Origin of the sequence: Streptomyces flaveus, assembly GCF_014647675.1 — a bacterium.
Lineage (GTDB): Bacteria > Actinomycetota > Actinomycetes > Streptomycetales > Streptomycetaceae > Streptomyces > Streptomyces flaveus.
Genome location: NZ_BMPQ01000003.1, coordinates 385,160 through 400,283, shown reverse-complemented (window position 1 = coordinate 400,283; position 15,124 = coordinate 385,160). Strand labels below are relative to the sequence as shown.

12 protein-coding genes are annotated in these 15,124 nt (G+C 69.5%); 1 reads left to right on the top strand and 11 read right to left on the bottom strand.

All coding sequences use genetic code 11. From position 1 onward, the window contains the following. Positions 1-21: 21 nt before the first annotated feature. From ftsZ to rsmH, 11 genes are all read right to left on the bottom strand, one after another. Complete coding sequence (gene ftsZ / locus IEZ21_RS08530) at positions 22-1,212, bottom strand: cell division protein FtsZ (protein ID WP_189321244.1); 1,191 nt, start codon at positions 1,210-1,212, stop codon at positions 22-24. Positions 1,213-1,490: 278 nt separating this feature from the next. Then, on the bottom strand, positions 1,491-2,297 hold the full coding sequence (locus tag IEZ21_RS08525; RefSeq protein ID WP_189321243.1) for a cell division protein FtsQ/DivIB: 807 nt from the start codon (positions 2,295-2,297) through the stop codon (positions 1,491-1,493). A 23-nt stretch (positions 2,298-2,320) separates the two neighbouring features. Beyond that, on the bottom strand, positions 2,321-3,409 hold the full coding sequence (gene murG / locus IEZ21_RS08520) for an undecaprenyldiphospho-muramoylpentapeptide beta-N-acetylglucosaminyltransferase (RefSeq protein ID WP_189321242.1): 1,089 nt from the start codon (positions 3,407-3,409) through the stop codon (positions 2,321-2,323). Positions 3,410-3,415: 6 nt separating this feature from the next. Continuing rightward, on the bottom strand, positions 3,416-4,774 hold the full coding sequence (gene ftsW, locus IEZ21_RS08515) for a putative lipid II flippase FtsW (RefSeq protein WP_189321241.1): 1,359 nt from the start codon (positions 4,772-4,774) through the stop codon (positions 3,416-3,418). A 95-nt stretch (positions 4,775-4,869) separates the two neighbouring features. Then, positions 4,870-6,291, bottom strand: a complete 1,422-nt coding sequence (gene murD / locus IEZ21_RS08510) for a UDP-N-acetylmuramoyl-L-alanine--D-glutamate ligase (RefSeq protein ID WP_189321240.1) — start codon at positions 6,289-6,291, stop codon at positions 4,870-4,872. Continuing rightward, positions 6,288-7,358 carry a phospho-N-acetylmuramoyl-pentapeptide-transferase gene (mraY, locus tag IEZ21_RS08505; protein WP_033318150.1) on the bottom strand — a complete coding sequence of 357 codons (1,071 nt, stop codon included), beginning with the start codon at positions 7,356-7,358 and terminating at the stop codon, positions 6,288-6,290. Before mraY ends, murD begins: the two co-directional genes overlap by 4 nt. Next, a complete protein-coding gene (locus IEZ21_RS08500; protein WP_189321239.1) occupies positions 7,358-8,779 on the bottom strand; it encodes a UDP-N-acetylmuramoyl-tripeptide--D-alanyl-D-alanine ligase in 1,422 nt (473 codons plus the stop codon). Before IEZ21_RS08500 ends, mraY begins: the two co-directional genes overlap by 1 nt. 4 nt (positions 8,780-8,783) lie before the next feature. Then, positions 8,784-10,301 (bottom strand): UDP-N-acetylmuramoyl-L-alanyl-D-glutamate--2,6-diaminopimelate ligase, encoded by a 1,518-nt coding sequence (locus IEZ21_RS08495; protein WP_189321238.1) that lies wholly within the window; start codon positions 10,299-10,301, stop codon positions 8,784-8,786. A 185-nt stretch (positions 10,302-10,486) separates the two neighbouring features. Then, positions 10,487-12,445: a peptidoglycan D,D-transpeptidase FtsI family protein gene (locus IEZ21_RS08490; protein WP_281399401.1), complete on the bottom strand. Its 1,959-nt coding sequence runs from the start codon at positions 12,443-12,445 to the stop codon at positions 10,487-10,489. Between the two features lie 5 nt (positions 12,446-12,450). Further along, positions 12,451-12,933, bottom strand: a complete 483-nt coding sequence (gene ftsL / locus IEZ21_RS08485) for a cell division protein FtsL (protein WP_246567414.1) — start codon at positions 12,931-12,933, stop codon at positions 12,451-12,453. A gap of 31 nt (positions 12,934-12,964) precedes the next feature. Further along, positions 12,965-13,966, bottom strand: a complete 1,002-nt coding sequence (rsmH, locus tag IEZ21_RS08480) for a 16S rRNA (cytosine(1402)-N(4))-methyltransferase RsmH (RefSeq protein WP_189321236.1) — start codon at positions 13,964-13,966, stop codon at positions 12,965-12,967. A 426-nt stretch (positions 13,967-14,392) separates the two neighbouring features. Here rsmH and IEZ21_RS08475 point away from each other — a divergent pair, with 426 nt between their 5' ends. Further along, positions 14,393-14,941 carry a beta-class carbonic anhydrase gene (locus IEZ21_RS08475; protein ID WP_189321235.1) on the top strand — a complete coding sequence of 183 codons (549 nt, stop codon included), beginning with the start codon at positions 14,393-14,395 and terminating at the stop codon, positions 14,939-14,941. The last annotated feature ends 183 nt before the right edge of the window (positions 14,942-15,124 follow it).

Genomic DNA, 15,124 nt, shown 5'->3' with positions numbered 1-15,124 from the left:
TCGTTTCGGAGCGGTGTCCTATCACTTGAGGAAGTCCGGCACGTCCAGCTCTTCGGCCGCGCTGTCGGAGTAGGTCCGCGACGGCGGGACCGGCGGGGAGACCGGCAGTTCGTTCACGGGCTCGGGGGCGGGCTCCGGGGCGTCCTCGCGCGGCGTGACGCTGCCGAGCGAACCGAAGGACGGGCGGCTCTCGGAGGGCCGTACCGGCGCGGACTCCTCGCGCTTGGCGGAGGAGCCGAGGACGTTGTCCCGCTTGGACGGGGGCTGTCCGCCGTCGAAGCCGGCCGCGATGACCGTGACCCGGACCTCGTCGCCCAGCGCGTCGTCGATGACCGCGCCGAAGATGATGTTGGCCTCGGGGTGTGCGGCCTCGCTCACCAGCTGGGCGGCCTCGTTGATCTCGAACAGGCCGAGGTCGGAGCCGCCGGAGATGGAGAGCAGTACGCCACGGGCGCCGTCGATGGAGGCTTCCAGGAGCGGCGAGGAGATCGCCATCTCGGCGGCGGCCACCGCGCGGTCGTCGCCGCGGGCCGAGCCGATGCCCATGAGCGCCGAACCCGCCTCGGACATCACGGACTTGACGTCGGCGAAGTCGAGGTTGATGAGGCCAGGGGTGGTGATGAGGTCGGTGATGCCCTGGACACCGGAGAGCAGTACCTGGTCGGCGGACTTGAAGGCGTCGAGCACGCTGACCTGGCGGTCCGAGATGGACAGCAGCCGGTCGTTCGGGATGACGATGAGGGTGTCGACCTCTTCGCGGAGTTCGGCGATGCCGTCCTCGGCCTGGTTGGCGCGGCGCCGGCCCTCGAAGGTGAACGGGCGCGTGACCACGCCGATGGTGAGGGCGCCGAGGGAACGGGCGATGTTGGCCACGACGGGCGCGCCGCCGGTGCCGGTGCCGCCGCCTTCACCGGCCGTCACGAAGACCATGTCGGCCCCCTTGAGGACCTCCTCGATCTCCTCGCGGTGATCCTCGGCGGCCTTGCGGCCGACGGCCGGGTTGGCTCCGGCGCCGAGTCCGCGGGTGAGTTCACGGCCGACGTCGAGCTTGACGTCGGCGTCGCTCATCAACAGGGCTTGCGCGTCGGTGTTGATGGCGATGAACTCGACGCCCTTGAGACCGACCTCGATCATCCGGTTGATGGCATTGACACCACCGCCGCCGACACCGATGACTTTGATGACTGCGAGGTAGTTCTGCGGTGCTGCCACGTCGAAGGCCTCTCGCCTCGAGTTACGTGTCGTCGCCTCGCGGTGGCCCGCGATCCGACGACTGATGCCGAATGGGACGGTCCGTTTCGCCGACCCGAACCCTAACGTTGAAGTTTAGGGTTACCAGTATGTCTGTTCCCTGGACTCTTCCGAACAGGACACTAAGTCGACAAGTGGCGCACGTTCAACGAACACGCCGAACCTCCCGTTTTTCTTTTCACCCTATGTGATCAGCCGTAGCGCTGCCCAACCAGGGTGCTGGCCTGCGCGTATGTGCGTCAACTCCCTGAGGATGCAGGGGCGGTGGGAACGCTGACGTCGAAGTGCCGTGCCTCGGGAGCGGCTTTCAGGAGAGCGGTCAGCGTTCTCGCCTTCGCCCGGCCCTCCTCTGCACTGCCCCACGCGACGGTCCGGTTTCCGCTCAACTCCAGTGAGATGGCGTCGTATGAGCGGACCTTGACGGCACGGGCGTCGCGCGCGACGGCGGCCGGAAGGGCACCCGCGACGCGCACCGCCTCGCGCACGAGCCGGTCTGTTCCGAAGCGTCGCAGGCTCGCGGACTGCGAGGTTCCGGAAGGCGACTCAGGCACAGTCAATTTCAGTTCGGGTACGCCCTTGGGGGCGCGCGAAACCGTGGCAAATCGCACTCCCTTGGCGTCCACTTCGACAAACTTTCCACCTTTTTTCACCATCAGAACCGGAGTGCGTTCGTTCACTTTTATCCCGATTTCGTTAGGCCAAGAACGGGTGACATCAACCGAGTCAATTCGGGACAATTTATTGCGCAGAACTGCTTCAATCGCATCGGTGTCGATGGAAATCAACGGCGATCCGACCGGAACGTCCGCCGCCGCGAGCACCTGCTCGTCCGACAGGACCCGCATCCCCGAAGCCGATACGCGCTCCACCCGCAGCCACCCCGAGCCGTAGAGCACCCAGACGCCGCCCACGGCGAGCAGTACGACGCAGACGAGCAGCACGACGAGCGTACGAGGCCGGGGCAGCCTGTCGAGACGGGGCGGCCAGGGCGGGCCGGACTGAGGGCGCTGGCGTTCGCCTCGCTCTGCGGTCGTCGGTCCGGCCACGCTCCCCTGCCTTCTGCCACGCGCTAACGGCGTGACGCGATCGCCTCGTACACCATCCCGACGAGCAGCTCGTCGGCGTCCCGGCGGCCGAACTCCGCGGCGGCACGGGACATCTCGAACAGCCGGTGCGGATCCGCGAGCACGGGCAGGACGTTGGCCTGGATCCACTGCGGCGTCAGCTCCGCGTCGTCGACCAGCAGCCCGCCGCCGGCCTTGACCACCGGCTGGGCGTTCAGCCGCTGTTCGCCGTTGCCGATCGGCAGCGGGACGTACGCGGCGGGCAGTCCGACGGCGGAGAGTTCGGCGACGGTCATCGCGCCCGCCCGGCAGAGCATCATGTCGGCCGCGGCGTACGCGAGATCCATCCGGTCCACGTACGGTACCGGGATGTACGGGGGCATCCCCGGCATCTGCTGGACCTGCGGCAGTTCGTTCTTGGGGCCGACCGCGTGCAGGACCTGGATGCCGGCCTGCTGGAGGTACGGGGCGACCTGCTGGACCACCTCGTTGAGGCGGCGGGCGCCCTGCGAGCCGCCGGAGACCAGCAGGGTCGGCAGGTTCGGGTCGAGCCCGAAGGCGGCGCGGGCCTCGGGGCGTACGGCGGCACGGTCGAGGGTGGCGATGGTGCGGCGCAGCGGGATGCCGATGTAGCGGGCGCCGCGGAGCTTGCTGTCCGGAGTCGAGACGGCGACCTGGGCCGCGTACCGCGAACCGATCTTGTTGGCCAGGCCGGGTCGGGCGTTGGCCTCGTGGACGATGATCGGGACGCCTAGACGCTTGGCCGCGAGGTAGCCGGGCAGGGCGACATAGCCGCCGAAGCCGACGACCGCGTCCGCTTTGGTGCGCTCCATGATCTGCTCGGCCGCCTTGATCGTGCCGCGCAGCCGCCCGGGGACGGTGATCAGCTCGGGGGTGGGTTTGCGGGGCAGCGGGACGGCGGGGATCAGCGCGAGTTCATAGCCCCGCTCGGGTACGAGCCGGGTCTCGAGTCCGCGCTCCGTGCCCAGGGCTGTGATGCCCACGGTCGGGTCCTGCCTGCGCAGGGCGTCCGCGAGGGCGAGCGCGGGCTCGATGTGGCCGGCGGTCCCCCCACCGGCGAGTACGACATGCACCGAAATTCACCGCTCTCCGGACGAACGCGCCGAGGCGCGCCGTCGCATCGTGTTCCAGCTCCGAGGTCTCCGACTGTTTCCGGAACCTCCAGCCCGCTTTCTACCAAAGCGTGGTTGTCGCATCGCAAGCGCCGCCCGCGCAGCGGGATCCTCCCGCGCGAAGGCGATCAGGAGCCCGATGGCGAACATGGTCGGCAGCAAAGCGGAACCCCCGTAGGAGAACAGCGGGAGCGGGACTCCGGCGATCGGCAGCAGGCCGAGCACCGCACCGATGTTGATCACGGCCTGGGCCGTGATCCAGGTGGTCACGCCACCCGCGGCGTACCTCACGAAGGGGTCCTCCGTGCGTCCGGCCACGCGGATACCCGCATAGCCTAGAGCCGCGAAGAGGGCGAGTACCGACAGCGTCCCCGCCAGGCCCAGTTCCTCCCCGGTGATGGCGAAGATGAAGTCGGTGTGCGCTTCGGGGAGTTGGCCCCATTTCTCCACGCTCGCACCGAGACCGGAACCGAAAATTCCGCCGGAGGCGAGAGCGTAGATTCCGTGCACGGCCTGCCAGCAGTCGACGGGTCCTGACTGGGGTTCGGTGGCGCCGATGCAGGAGAGTCGTGCCATGCGGTTCGGGCTGCTCGTGATCAGCATCAGGCCGATCGTCCCGGCGATGGCCAGTACGCCCGCGAAGAGCCGCGTCGGGGCTCCGGCCAGCCAGAGCAGCCCGAACAGGATCGCGGTGAGGATGATCGCCGTGCCCATGTCGCCGCCGAGCATGATCAGTCCGAGCAGCATGAAGGCCGCCGGCACGAGCGGCACCAGCATGTGCTTCCACTGGGTCAGCAGCCGCTTTTCCTGTTTGCGGGCGAGCAGATCGGCACCCCACAGCACGAGCGCGAGCTTGCCGAACTCGCTGGGCTGGAGCTGGAACGGGCCGCCGATGGAGATCCAGTTCTGGTTGCCGTTCACCGCCACCCCTATCCCCGGGATCTGCACCAGGACCATCAGGAAGACCGAGCCCAGGAGCATCGGATACGCCAGCGCGCGGTGCAGCTTGGACGGCATCCGTGAGGCGATCAGCAGCAGTACGGTGCCCAGCACGGCCGCCAGGAACTGCTTCCGGAAGAAGTACGTTCCCGGCAGCGACAGTTGCAGCGCCTTGATCTGGGAGGCCGAGTACACCATCACGATCCCCAGCACGGTGATCAGCATGCTGCTGCCGAGGATCAGGTAGTACGCGGTCAGCGGCCGGTCCCAGGCGCGGCGCGCACGCGTGTAAAGGCGGCGCACGGGGTTGTCGCCCGGCGGGCGGGAGACGGCGGGGCGCCCGGTGGCGCGCGGAGCGGAGGACCGGCCGGTGCGGTTACCGGCCATCGGTACCGCCCGGCCGCCCACGATGCACCGGCCACGATGGCGTCACGCGTCCCTCCCAGAGGTACCGGGCGCCTCCCGGCGCGGCAACGGCCGAGTCAGGCGCTCGCGGCGCCGAGTTCGCGGACGGCCTCCGCGAACATGTCGCCGCGCTGGTTGTAGTTGGTGAACATGTCCATGGAGGCACAGGCGGGAGCCATGAGCACCGTGTCTCCCGCGCGGGCGAGCCGCGTCGCCTCCTGGACGGCCTCGAGCATCGCCCCAGTGTCGGTCCGGTCGAGGTCGACGACCGGCACTTCGGGCGCGTGTCGCGCCAGCGCCTGCCGGATCAGGTCCCGGTCGGCGCCGAACAGGACGACGCCCCTAAGTCGCTTTGCCGACTTGGCGACCAGCTCGTCGAAGGTCGCACCCTTGGCGAGCCCGCCCGCGATCCACACGATCGACTCGTACGCCGCCAAAGAGGCTTCCGCGGCATGCGTGTTGGTGGCCTTGGAGTCGTCGATGTACGCGACGTCGCCGACATCGGCGATGTGCTGGATGCGGTGCGCGTCCGGACGGAACGCCCGCAGACCGTCGCGTACGGCCGCGGCGGGCACTCCGTAGGCGCGCGCGAGGGCCGCCGCCGCAAGGGCGTTGGCGATGTTGTGCGGGGCGGGCGGCTGGACGTCGCCGACCTCCGCGAGCTCCTGGGCCTGCTTGTGCCGGTCCTCGACGAAGGCGCGGTCGACCAGGAGGCCCTCCACGACGCCGAGTTGGGACGGCCCGGGCGTACCCAGCGTGAAGCCGACCGCCCGGCAGCCCTCCTCGACGTCCGCCGCGCGCACCAGGTCCTCGGTGGCCTTGTCCGCGACGTTGTAGACGCAGGCGACCCGATTGCCCTCGTAGATAAGGCCCTTGTCGGCGGCGTACGCCTCCATGGAGCCGTGCCAGTCGAGGTGGTCGGGCGCGAGGTTGAGGACGGCGGCGGAGTGGGCGCGCAGGGAGGGCGCCCAGTGCAGCTGGTAGCTGGAGAGTTCGACGGCGAGGACGTCAAGAGCGCTGTACGGCTCCTCGCCCAGCACGACATCGATGATCGGCGTGCCGATGTTGCCCACGGCGGCCGTACGCAGGCCCGCGGCGCTCAGGATCGACGCGAGCATCTGCGTGGTGGTCGTCTTGCCGTTGGTGCCCGTGACGGCGAGCCAGGGCGCCGCGTCGGGGCCGCGCAGAAGCCAGGCGATCTCCACGTCACCGACGACGTCCACGCCCGCCTTCGCGGCTGCGGCGAAGAGCGGCGAGGTGGGCTTCCAGCCCGGCGAGGTGACCACGAGGTCGGTGCCCTCAGGAAGGGTCTCGGCGTCCGCGAGACGTACCGAAATGCCTTCTCCCTCAAGGGAGTCGGCCCGCTCCCGGAGTGCCGGGGAGGAGCCCCCGTCGACGACCGTGACGGACGCGCCGAGGCCGGCCAGGGCGCGGGCGGCACTGATGCCGCTCACGCCGAGGCCGGCGACGGTGATGTTCCGGCCCTGCCAAGTGGTCACTTGTCGGCTGCCCACCCTGCGTAGAAGAGACCCAGACCCACGATCACGCACATGCCCTGGATGATCCAGAAGCGGACCACCACAAGGACTTCGGACCACCCCTTGAGTTCGAAGTGGTGCTGGAGCGGGGCCATACGGAAGACGCGCTTCCCGGTCAGCCGGAAGGAGCCGACCTGGATGACGACCGACATGGTGATCAGGACGAAGAGACCGCCGAGCAGCGCGAGCAGCAGCTCGGTGCGGGAGCAGATGGCGAGTCCGGCGAGCGCGCCGCCGAGCGCCAGAGAGCCGGTGTCGCCCATGAAGATCTTGGCGGGCGAGGTGTTCCACCACAGGAAGCCGAAGCAGGCGCCCATCAGCGCGGAGGCGACGACCGCGAGGTCGAGCGGATCGCGTACTTCGAAGCAGGCGGCCGGGTTGGTGAGGGTCTGCGCGTTGGCGCAGGACTCCTGGAACTGCCAGACGCCGATGAAGGTGTACGCCCCGAAGACCATCACGGACGCGCCGGTGGCGAGGCCGTCCAGGCCGTCCGTCAGGTTCACGCCGTTCGACATCGCGAGGATCATGAAGAGCGCCCAGACGACGAACAGCACCGGGCCGATGGTCCAGCCGAAGTCCTGGACGAAGGAGATCTTGGTGGAGGCCGGCGTCTGGCCCTGGGCGTCCGCGAACTGCAGCGAGAGCACCGCGAAGGTGACACCGACGATCAGCTGACCGGTCATCTTCGCCTTGGCCCGCAGACCGAGCGAACGGCGCTTGACGATCTTGATGTAGTCGTCGAGGAAGCCGACCAGGCCCATGCCCGCCATCAGACCGAGCACCAGCACTCCGGAGAGCCTCGGCGGCTCGCCGCTGATCACCTTGCTGAGGAAGTACGCCAGGATCGTGGCCAGGATGAAGGCGATACCGCCCATGGTCGGCGTACCGCGCTTGGCATGGTGTTCGCGCGGGCCGTCGTCGCGGATGTACTGGCCGTAGCCCTTGCGGGCCAGGAGTTTGATCAGCAGCGGGGTGCCGATCAGGGTCAGGAAGAGGCCGATGGCGCCCGCGAACAGGATCTGGTTCATCATCGGGCGGAAACCTCACCCTCGGCACCGCCGTCGAGCAGCGCCAGTGCCACCCGTTCGAGCCCGACCGATCTGGACGCCTTCACGAGCACGACGTCCCCCGGGCGCAGCTCATTGCGCAACAGGTCGACAGCCGCCTGTGCGTCGGACACGTGCACCGACTCCTCACCCCACGAACCCTCGTTATATGCGCCCAGTTGGAGCCAGGACGCTTCCCTGCCCCCGACCGCGACGAGCTTGCTGACGTTGAGCCGGACGGCGAGCCGTCCGACCGCGTCGTGCTCGGCGAGCGCCTCGTCCCCGAGCTCGGCCATCTTGCCGAGCACCGCCCAGGTCCGGCCCCCCCTTGCCCGTGAGGCTCCGCCCATGGCAGCCAGCGCGCGCAGAGCCGCCCGCATGGATTCGGGGTTCGCGTTGTAGGCGTCGTTGACGACCGTCACGCCGTCCGGGCGCTCGGTGACCTCCATCCGCCAGCGGGAGAGGGAGCCCGCCTCGGAGAGCGCGACGGCGATCTCGTCTGCGGACATGCCCAGCTCATGGGCGACGGCGGCCGCGGCGAGCGCGTTCGACACGTGGTGCTCACCGTACAGGCGCATGGTCACATCACTTGCACCGGAGGGTGTGTGAAGCCTGAACGCGGGCTGTCCGCTCTCCGTGAGCCGCACGTTCTCGGCCCGTACGTCCGCTTCGCCGGACTCCCCGAAGAGGAGCACGCGTGCCTTCGTACGGGATGCCATGGCGCGTACGAGGGGATCGTCGGCGTTGAGAATCGCGGCGCCGTCCTCCGGAAGGCCCTCCACCAGCTCACCCTTGGCCTGGGCGATCTGCTCCCGTCCGCCGAACTCGCCGATGTGGGCGGTGCCGACGTTCAGGACGAGGCCGATCTTCGGCGGGGTCAGCTCCGCGAGGTAGCGGATGTGGCCGATACCGCGGGCGCCCATCTCCAGGACGAGGAACTTCGTGTCCCCGGTGGCGCTGAGCGCGGTGAGCGGCAACCCGATCTCGTTGTTGAGCGAGCCCGGCGTGAACACGGTCGGGGCCTTGCGCTGGAGTACCTGCGCGATCAGGTCCTTGGTGCTGGTCTTGCCCGCGGAGCCGGTGAGGGCCACGAGGGTCGCGCCGAGCCGCTGGACGACATGGCGGGCGAGGGCTCCCAGGGCCGCCTGGACGTCGTCCACGACGATCGCGGGCACGCCGACGGGCCGGGACGCCAGAACGGCGGCAGCGCCCTGCTCGACGACCTGCACGGCGAAGTCGTGACCGTCCACGCGCTCGCCCACGAAGGCGACGAACAGGCTGCCTGGCTCCACCTCACGGGAGTCCCTGACGACCGGTCCGGTGATCCGGACCGACGGATCCGGTATGTCGTACGTCTGCCCGCCGACGACTGAGGCGATCTCGGCGAGAGAGAGGGCGATCACAAGTTCATCCCTGGGTCTTCTGGATAGCTTCGCGAAGCACCTGGCGGTCGTCGAAGGGACGGACCACTCCGGCGATGTCCTGGCCCTGCTCATGGCCCTTGCCCGCGACCAGCACGGTGTCGCCGGGCTCGGCGCGGGCGACGGCCGCGGCGATGGCGGCGGCCCGGTCCTCGAAGACCGCGACCTCGCCGCGCTCGTGCGCCGGCACCTCGGCGGCGCCCGCGAGCATCGTGGCGAGGATCGCGAGGGGGTCCTCGGAGCGGGGGTTGTCCGACGTCAGTACGGCGGTGTCGGCGAGGCGGGCCGCCGCGGCACCCATCGGCATCCGCTTGGACTTGTCGCGGTCTCCGCCACAGCCGAGCACGATGTGCAGCTTGCCCTCGGTGACCTTGCGCAGCGCCCGCAGCACCGATTCCACGGCGTCCGTCTTGTGCGCGTAGTCGACGACCGCGAAGTACGGCTGACCGGCGTCCACGCGTTCCAGGCGGCCGGGCACACCCGGTACGGCCGCGATGCCGTCGGCCGCGGTCTGCGCGTCGAGCCCGGCAGCGGCCAGGGCGACGATCGCGGCGAGCGTGTTGGCGACGTTGAAGGGGCCCGCGAGCGGCGACTTGGCGCTGATCCGCTCCCCCTTGGGGCCGATCGCGACGAACGTCGAGTCCAGCGGACCCACCTCGACGTCCTCGGCGCGCCAGTCGGCGTCCGGGTGCCCCTCGGCGGAAAACGTCACCACAGGGACGATGGCTTCCTTGACGAGCCTCCGTCCGTACTCGTCGTCAAAGTTGACTACGCCGAACCTGCTGCGTTTCGGCGTGAACAGCTGTGCCTTGGCCCGGAAGTAGTCCTCCATGTCGGAGTGGAACTCCATGTGCTCCGGGCTGAGGTTGGTGAAGACGGCGATGTCGAAGACGCAGCCGTCGACCCGGCCGAGGACCAGCGCGTGGCTGGAGACCTCCATGGCGACCGCGTCCACGCCGCGCTCCCGCATCACCGCGAACAGCGCCTGGAGGTCGGTGGCCTCGGGAGTGGTCCGCTCCGACTTGATGCGCTCGTCGCCGATACGCGTCTCGACCGTGCCGATGAGTCCGGTGCTGCGGACCGTCTTGAGGCCGCCCTCGATGAGGTACGCCGTCGTGGTCTTGCCCGAGGTGCCGGTGATGCCGATCTGGAGGAGGTCGCGGCCTGGGTGGCCGTAGATCGTGGCCGCCAGCTCGCCCATCCGTCCGCGCGGATCGTCGACGACGAGGGCCGGGAGGCCGGTCGCGGCGGCGCGCTCGGCGCCGGTCGGGTCCGTGAGCACCGCCACCGCGCCCAGGCCCGCGGCCTGCGTCACGAAGTCGGCGCCGTGCAGCCGGGCGCCGGGCAGGGCGGCGTAGAGGTCACCCGGGCGCACGGCCCGGGAGTCGTGGGTGATGCCCGTGACCTCGGCCGCAGCGGGGGCGGTGACACCCAGCTGATCGGCGAGGTCCGCCAGGTCTGTGGCGGAGACCTGAACCGGTCGCGGCGGCCCCGGAAATGTCACAGGAACGCCCTTCTGGGTGATTTGGGACTGATCAGCGTGTGGCACGGCGGTGAGCGTACCGGGCGCGCCCCTGGCTGAGCGAAGCGAGGGGCTGGGCTCCGGATGTTTCCCCGGGTCGGGAGTGATCGTTGTCACGAATTGGTTCCTGCTCGGTGTTCCGGGTGACCGGACGTGTCCGGTGCTGATCAGGGTGTGAAGGTGACAGGAAGTCGGGCGGGTGCGTCCCCGGTCGGCGGCACATGGAGGGTCTTGAGGGCGAACTCCAGGACCTCCTTGTAGACGGGCCCGCAGATCTGGCCGCCGAAATAGCTGCCCTGGGTGGCGTTCTGGATCGCGCAGTACACGGTCACGCGGGGGTTGTCGGCGGGAGCGAATCCGGCGAACGAGGAGGTGTAGCCGCGGTAGCGGCCGGTGGCCGGATCCACTCGGTTGGCGGTGCCCGTCTTCCCCGCGACACGGTAGCCGGGGATACGGGCCTTGGTGCCGGTGCCCTCCTCGTCGTCCACGACGGACTCCAGCATCTGCGCCAGCGTCTTCGCCGTCTTCTCGCTCACAACCCTTGCCTTCTGGGGCTTCGGGGCCGGTATGAAGCGGCCGTCCGCTCCCTTGGTGCCTCGTACGAGGGTCGGCTCGACGCGTACGCCTCCGTTCGCGATCGCCGAGTAGACGGAGGCCGCCTGCATCGCGTTGATCGACACACCCTGGCCGAAAGGAATCGTGTACTGCTGCGAGGTCGACCACTTGTCGGCAGGTGCGAGGATGCCGTTCGTCTCGCCGGGGAAGCCGAGTCCGGTCTCGCGGCCGATGCCGAACTTGCGCAGATACGAGTGGAGGACCTGGTTGGCCTGCTTCTGGGTCTTGCCGAGCTGGCCGGTCGCCAGGATGGTGCCGATGTTGCTGGACTTGGCGAGGACGCCGTTGAGCGTCAGATACCAGGTCGGGTGGTCGATGTCGTCCCGGAAGAGCCGGTCGCCGCGGTGCAGCCGGTTGGGCACGACCACATGCGTCCCGGGCGTGGCGACGTTCTCCTCCAGGACGGCCGCCATCGACATGACCTTCGCGGTGGAGCCGGGTTCGTACGCGTCCTGGAGGGCCGCGTTGCCGAGTGCCGCCGAGCCGGCCTGGGAGAGGTCGTTCGGGTCGAAGCCGGGCGAGTTGGCCATCGCGAGGATCTCGCCGGTCTTGTTGTCCTGCACGATCACATAGCCGCGGTCCGCCTTGGACTCCTTCACCTGCTCCGTGATGGCGTTCTGCGCGGCCCACTGGATGTCGCGGTCGATGGTCAGCTCGACCTCGGAACCGGCCACGGCGGGCGTCTCCGTACTGCCCGCGGTCGGGACCCGGTGGCCGCCGGCCTGGGCGTAGCGGATCTCGCCGTCCTTGCCGGTCAGTTCCTCGTTCAGCTGCTGCTCGATACCGCCGCCGCCCTTGCCGTCGGCGTTGACCCAGCCCAGTATCCCGGCGCCGAGGCCGCCGTTCGGATAGACCCGCTTGCTGCTGGGCTCCTGGAAGACGCCCGCCAGCACGTTCGCGGCCGTCCTGTCCTTCTGGGCCTTCTCGGCGAGCGTCGTCTTCAGGTCGTTGATCTGTGTCCAGACCTGCGGGGTCTGGCGACGGGCCAGCAGGACGTACTGGGTGCCCTTCGTACGGAGCTTCTCGGCGAGCTCGGCGGGTTCCCTGCCGAGGATCGGGCCGAGCAGCGCGGCGGCCTGCTCAGGAGCGTCGCCGATCTTCGTCGCCTTCCGCGTGAACATCGTGGGGTCGGCCGTGATGTCGTTCGCGTCCACGCTTGTGGCCAGCTCGACGCCGTTGCGGTCGGTGATCCCGCCGCGCTCGGCGGCCAGGGTGCGGCTGAAGTACCGGTTCTGCTCGGCCTTGGCCGAGTACACGCTCGCGTCGACCGCCTGCACCTGAAGCAGCCGCACCACGAAGGCGATCACCACCAGCGTCAGGGCGAGGCTGACCAGGCGCAGCCGCGGGCGGGGGCTGCCCAGCCGGATCATCCGCGGCCCCGGTGCCCGCCCGGCGCGGGGCGTGGCCGGGCGGCGCGCGGGGCGGGCACCGGGCCCCGGGCGCCGGCTGCCGGGGTGTACGGGCCTGTCGGGCGACGGAACGCGGCGGCGCGGGGGTTCCTTGTCGGACACTTCCGTCACCTGCCGGGGGTTGTAGGGGGCTGCTTGGACGGGGTGGGCATCAGTGGCAGCTTCGGCTTCGGCGTGGAGTCGGGCTTCTCGGGCCTCGGCACCATGGGGACGCGTACCGAGGACCGCTGGGCTGCTTCAGGAACGCCTCGTACCGTGCCGTCGGGGTTGAGGAAGGCGGGGTCGCCGCCGGGGACCATGCCCAGCTCGCGGGCGCGGCGCTGGAGGGCGTCGGGGGCGGAGTAGGAGTCCACGTCCCGCTGGAGCGCCTGCTCCTCGTCGGTGAGGCTCTTCGTGTCGTCCTGGAGGTCGTCGAGCTTGAACGCCCCTTCACTGAGAGCGGAGTTCAGCACCAGCAGCATGATGAGGCCGCCGCCCAGGAGGAGCACGACGAGGAGGACGAAGGGGGTACGGGCGGCCTGTCCGGAACCGGACGGGATGAGCCGGGCGAGCCGGGCGGCCCGCCCCCTCAGTTCGGGTTTCCTACTCACTCGCCCGCTCCCTTCTTGTGCCTCACGCCCCTCATTCCATGGACTCCCTGATGCGCTGTGCCCCGCGCAGCCGCGCCGGTGCGGCCCGCCGGTTCTGAGCGACCTCTTCCTCCGTGGGAAGCTCCGCACCGCGCGTCAGCAGCTTCAGCCGGGGCTGATAGCGCTCGGGCACCACCGGCAGGCCGGGCGGCGCGGTGATGGCGGCACCGGCCGCGAACACCTGCTTGACCAGACGGTCCTCCAGCGAGTGATACGACAGGACGGCGATCCGGCCACCGACGGCGAGCGCCTTCACGGCCGCCGGAATCGCCCTCTCCAGGACGGTGAGTTCGCCGTTGACCTCGATACGCAGCGCCTGGAAGGTCCGCTTGGCCGGGTTGCCGCCGGTGCGCTTGGCGGCCTGCGGCAGTGCGTCCCGGATCAGCTCGACGAGACGCGCGCTGTTGCTGAAGGGCTCCTTCTCGCGCTCACGCACGATCGCGGACACGATCCGCTTGGCCTGCTTCTCCTCGCCGTACACCCTCAGGATCCGGACGAGCTCGCCCGGCGGGTACGTGTTGAGCACCTCGGCCGCGCTCACGCCGGTCGTCTGGTCCATACGCATGTCGAGCGGGGCGTCCTGGGCGTACGCGAACCCGCGGTCCGCCTCGTCGAGCTGCATGGAGGAGACGCCGAGGTCGAAGAGGACGCCCTGGACCCGCGGGAGCCCGAGCCGGTCGAGTACGTCGGGGAGTTCGTCGTAGACCGCGTGCACCAGGGTGGCCCGGTCACCGAAGGGATCGAGCCGCTCTCCGGAGAGGCGCAACGCCTCCTTGTCGCGGTCCAGGGCGACGAGGCGGGCCTCGGGGAACCGGGTGAGCAGGGCCTCGCTGTGGCCGCCGAGGCCGAGCGTGCAGTCGACGACGACGGCTCCGGGCCGCTCCAGCGCCGGGGCCAACAGGTCCAGGCACCGCTGGAGCATCACCGGGACATGTCGAGTCTGTCCCTCCTGTCGCCCGCCACCACCCCTGTTCGAATGCGCTTCGCGCCCCATTTGATCTGGGCCCTCTCAGTTCCGGCGCGGCGTACGTACCACCGGGTCCCCTCTCGCTCGGTGAAGGGGAGGGCCTGCCGGCGCCGGAAGCGTCGTCGACCGGGAGCGGGAGGAGGCCGAGCCGTACGTACGCGCCGCGCACGCGGGGAGATTCCGGCACGTCGCCGGGCCCTCCGGGGGACAACAGTCCAGATGGGAGGGTCTCGCCTCCCAGTTCGCGTCACTTTAGTCCACCGTGTCTCACGGTCAATCAACCGGCCTGCGCGTCGCGGGACCCCGCCGCCACCGACGCGGCACATCGCGGAGAACCAGCCTTACGGGATCCTCGCGGCACCCATGTGGGTTAGCTCACAACAACGCTTGTTGATGTTCTTTGTCCCCTCTCACAGAAGGGACGGAGGGACTGTGACGATTACCGTCATGGGTATGACGACTTCCGCACCCGTTCCCACCGAGCCCGAAGGCGCCATAGCCGGCGGCGGCACCGTCACCGACCGTCTCGTCGAGGCCAACGAGCGGTACGCCGCCGCGTTCACCGACCCGGGCATGGATGCCCGCCCTGTGCTGCAGGTAGCGGTCGTGGCCTGCATGGACGCCCGACTCGACCTGCACGACGCGCTCGGCCTGGAGCTGGGCGACTGCCACACGATCCGTAACGCGGGCGGTGTCGTCACCGACGACGTGATCCGCTCCCTCACCATCAGCCAGCGGGCGCTCGGCACCCGCAGCGTGGTGCTCATCCATCACACCGGCTGCGGTCTGGAATCCCTCACCGAGGACTTCCGGCACGACCTGGAGATGGAGGTCGGCCAGCGTCCCGCCTGGGCGGTGGAGGCCTTCCGAGACGTCGAACAGGACGTGCGGCAGTCCATGCAGCGGGTGCGCACTTCTCCGTTCCTTGTCCACACCGACGACGTACGTGGTTTTGTGTTCGATGTGAAAACGGGACTGCTGCGTGAGATTGACCCCACCTGACCCCACCCAAAGGCCGCAAGCCCCGACATATCACAGCCAGTTATCCACAGGCGAGTGACACGAACCGGTAACGGCAACAAGAATGCGGGTGTGGCGTCACGCGGAACTTTTCACGCGTGGTGTCCGTGTTCGAGGTGGGCCGGTTCGCGTCGTGAGCGTCGGCCCGGAGAAAGAACGGGCCGA

Coding starts and splice junctions, on each gene's coding strand:
- ftsW (WP_189321241.1), bottom strand. CDS start 4,774: ATGGCCGGTAACCGCACCGGCCGGTCCTCCGCTCCGCGCGCCACCGGG.
- mraY (WP_033318150.1), bottom strand. CDS start 7,358: ATGAACCAGATCCTGTTCGCGGGCGCCATCGGCCTCTTCCTGACCCTG.
- rsmH (WP_189321236.1), bottom strand. CDS start 13,966: ATGGGGCGCGAAGCGCATTCGAACAGGGGTGGTGGCGGGCGACAGGAG.
- IEZ21_RS08475 (WP_189321235.1), top strand. CDS start 14,393: ATGACGACTTCCGCACCCGTTCCCACCGAGCCCGAAGGCGCCATAGCC.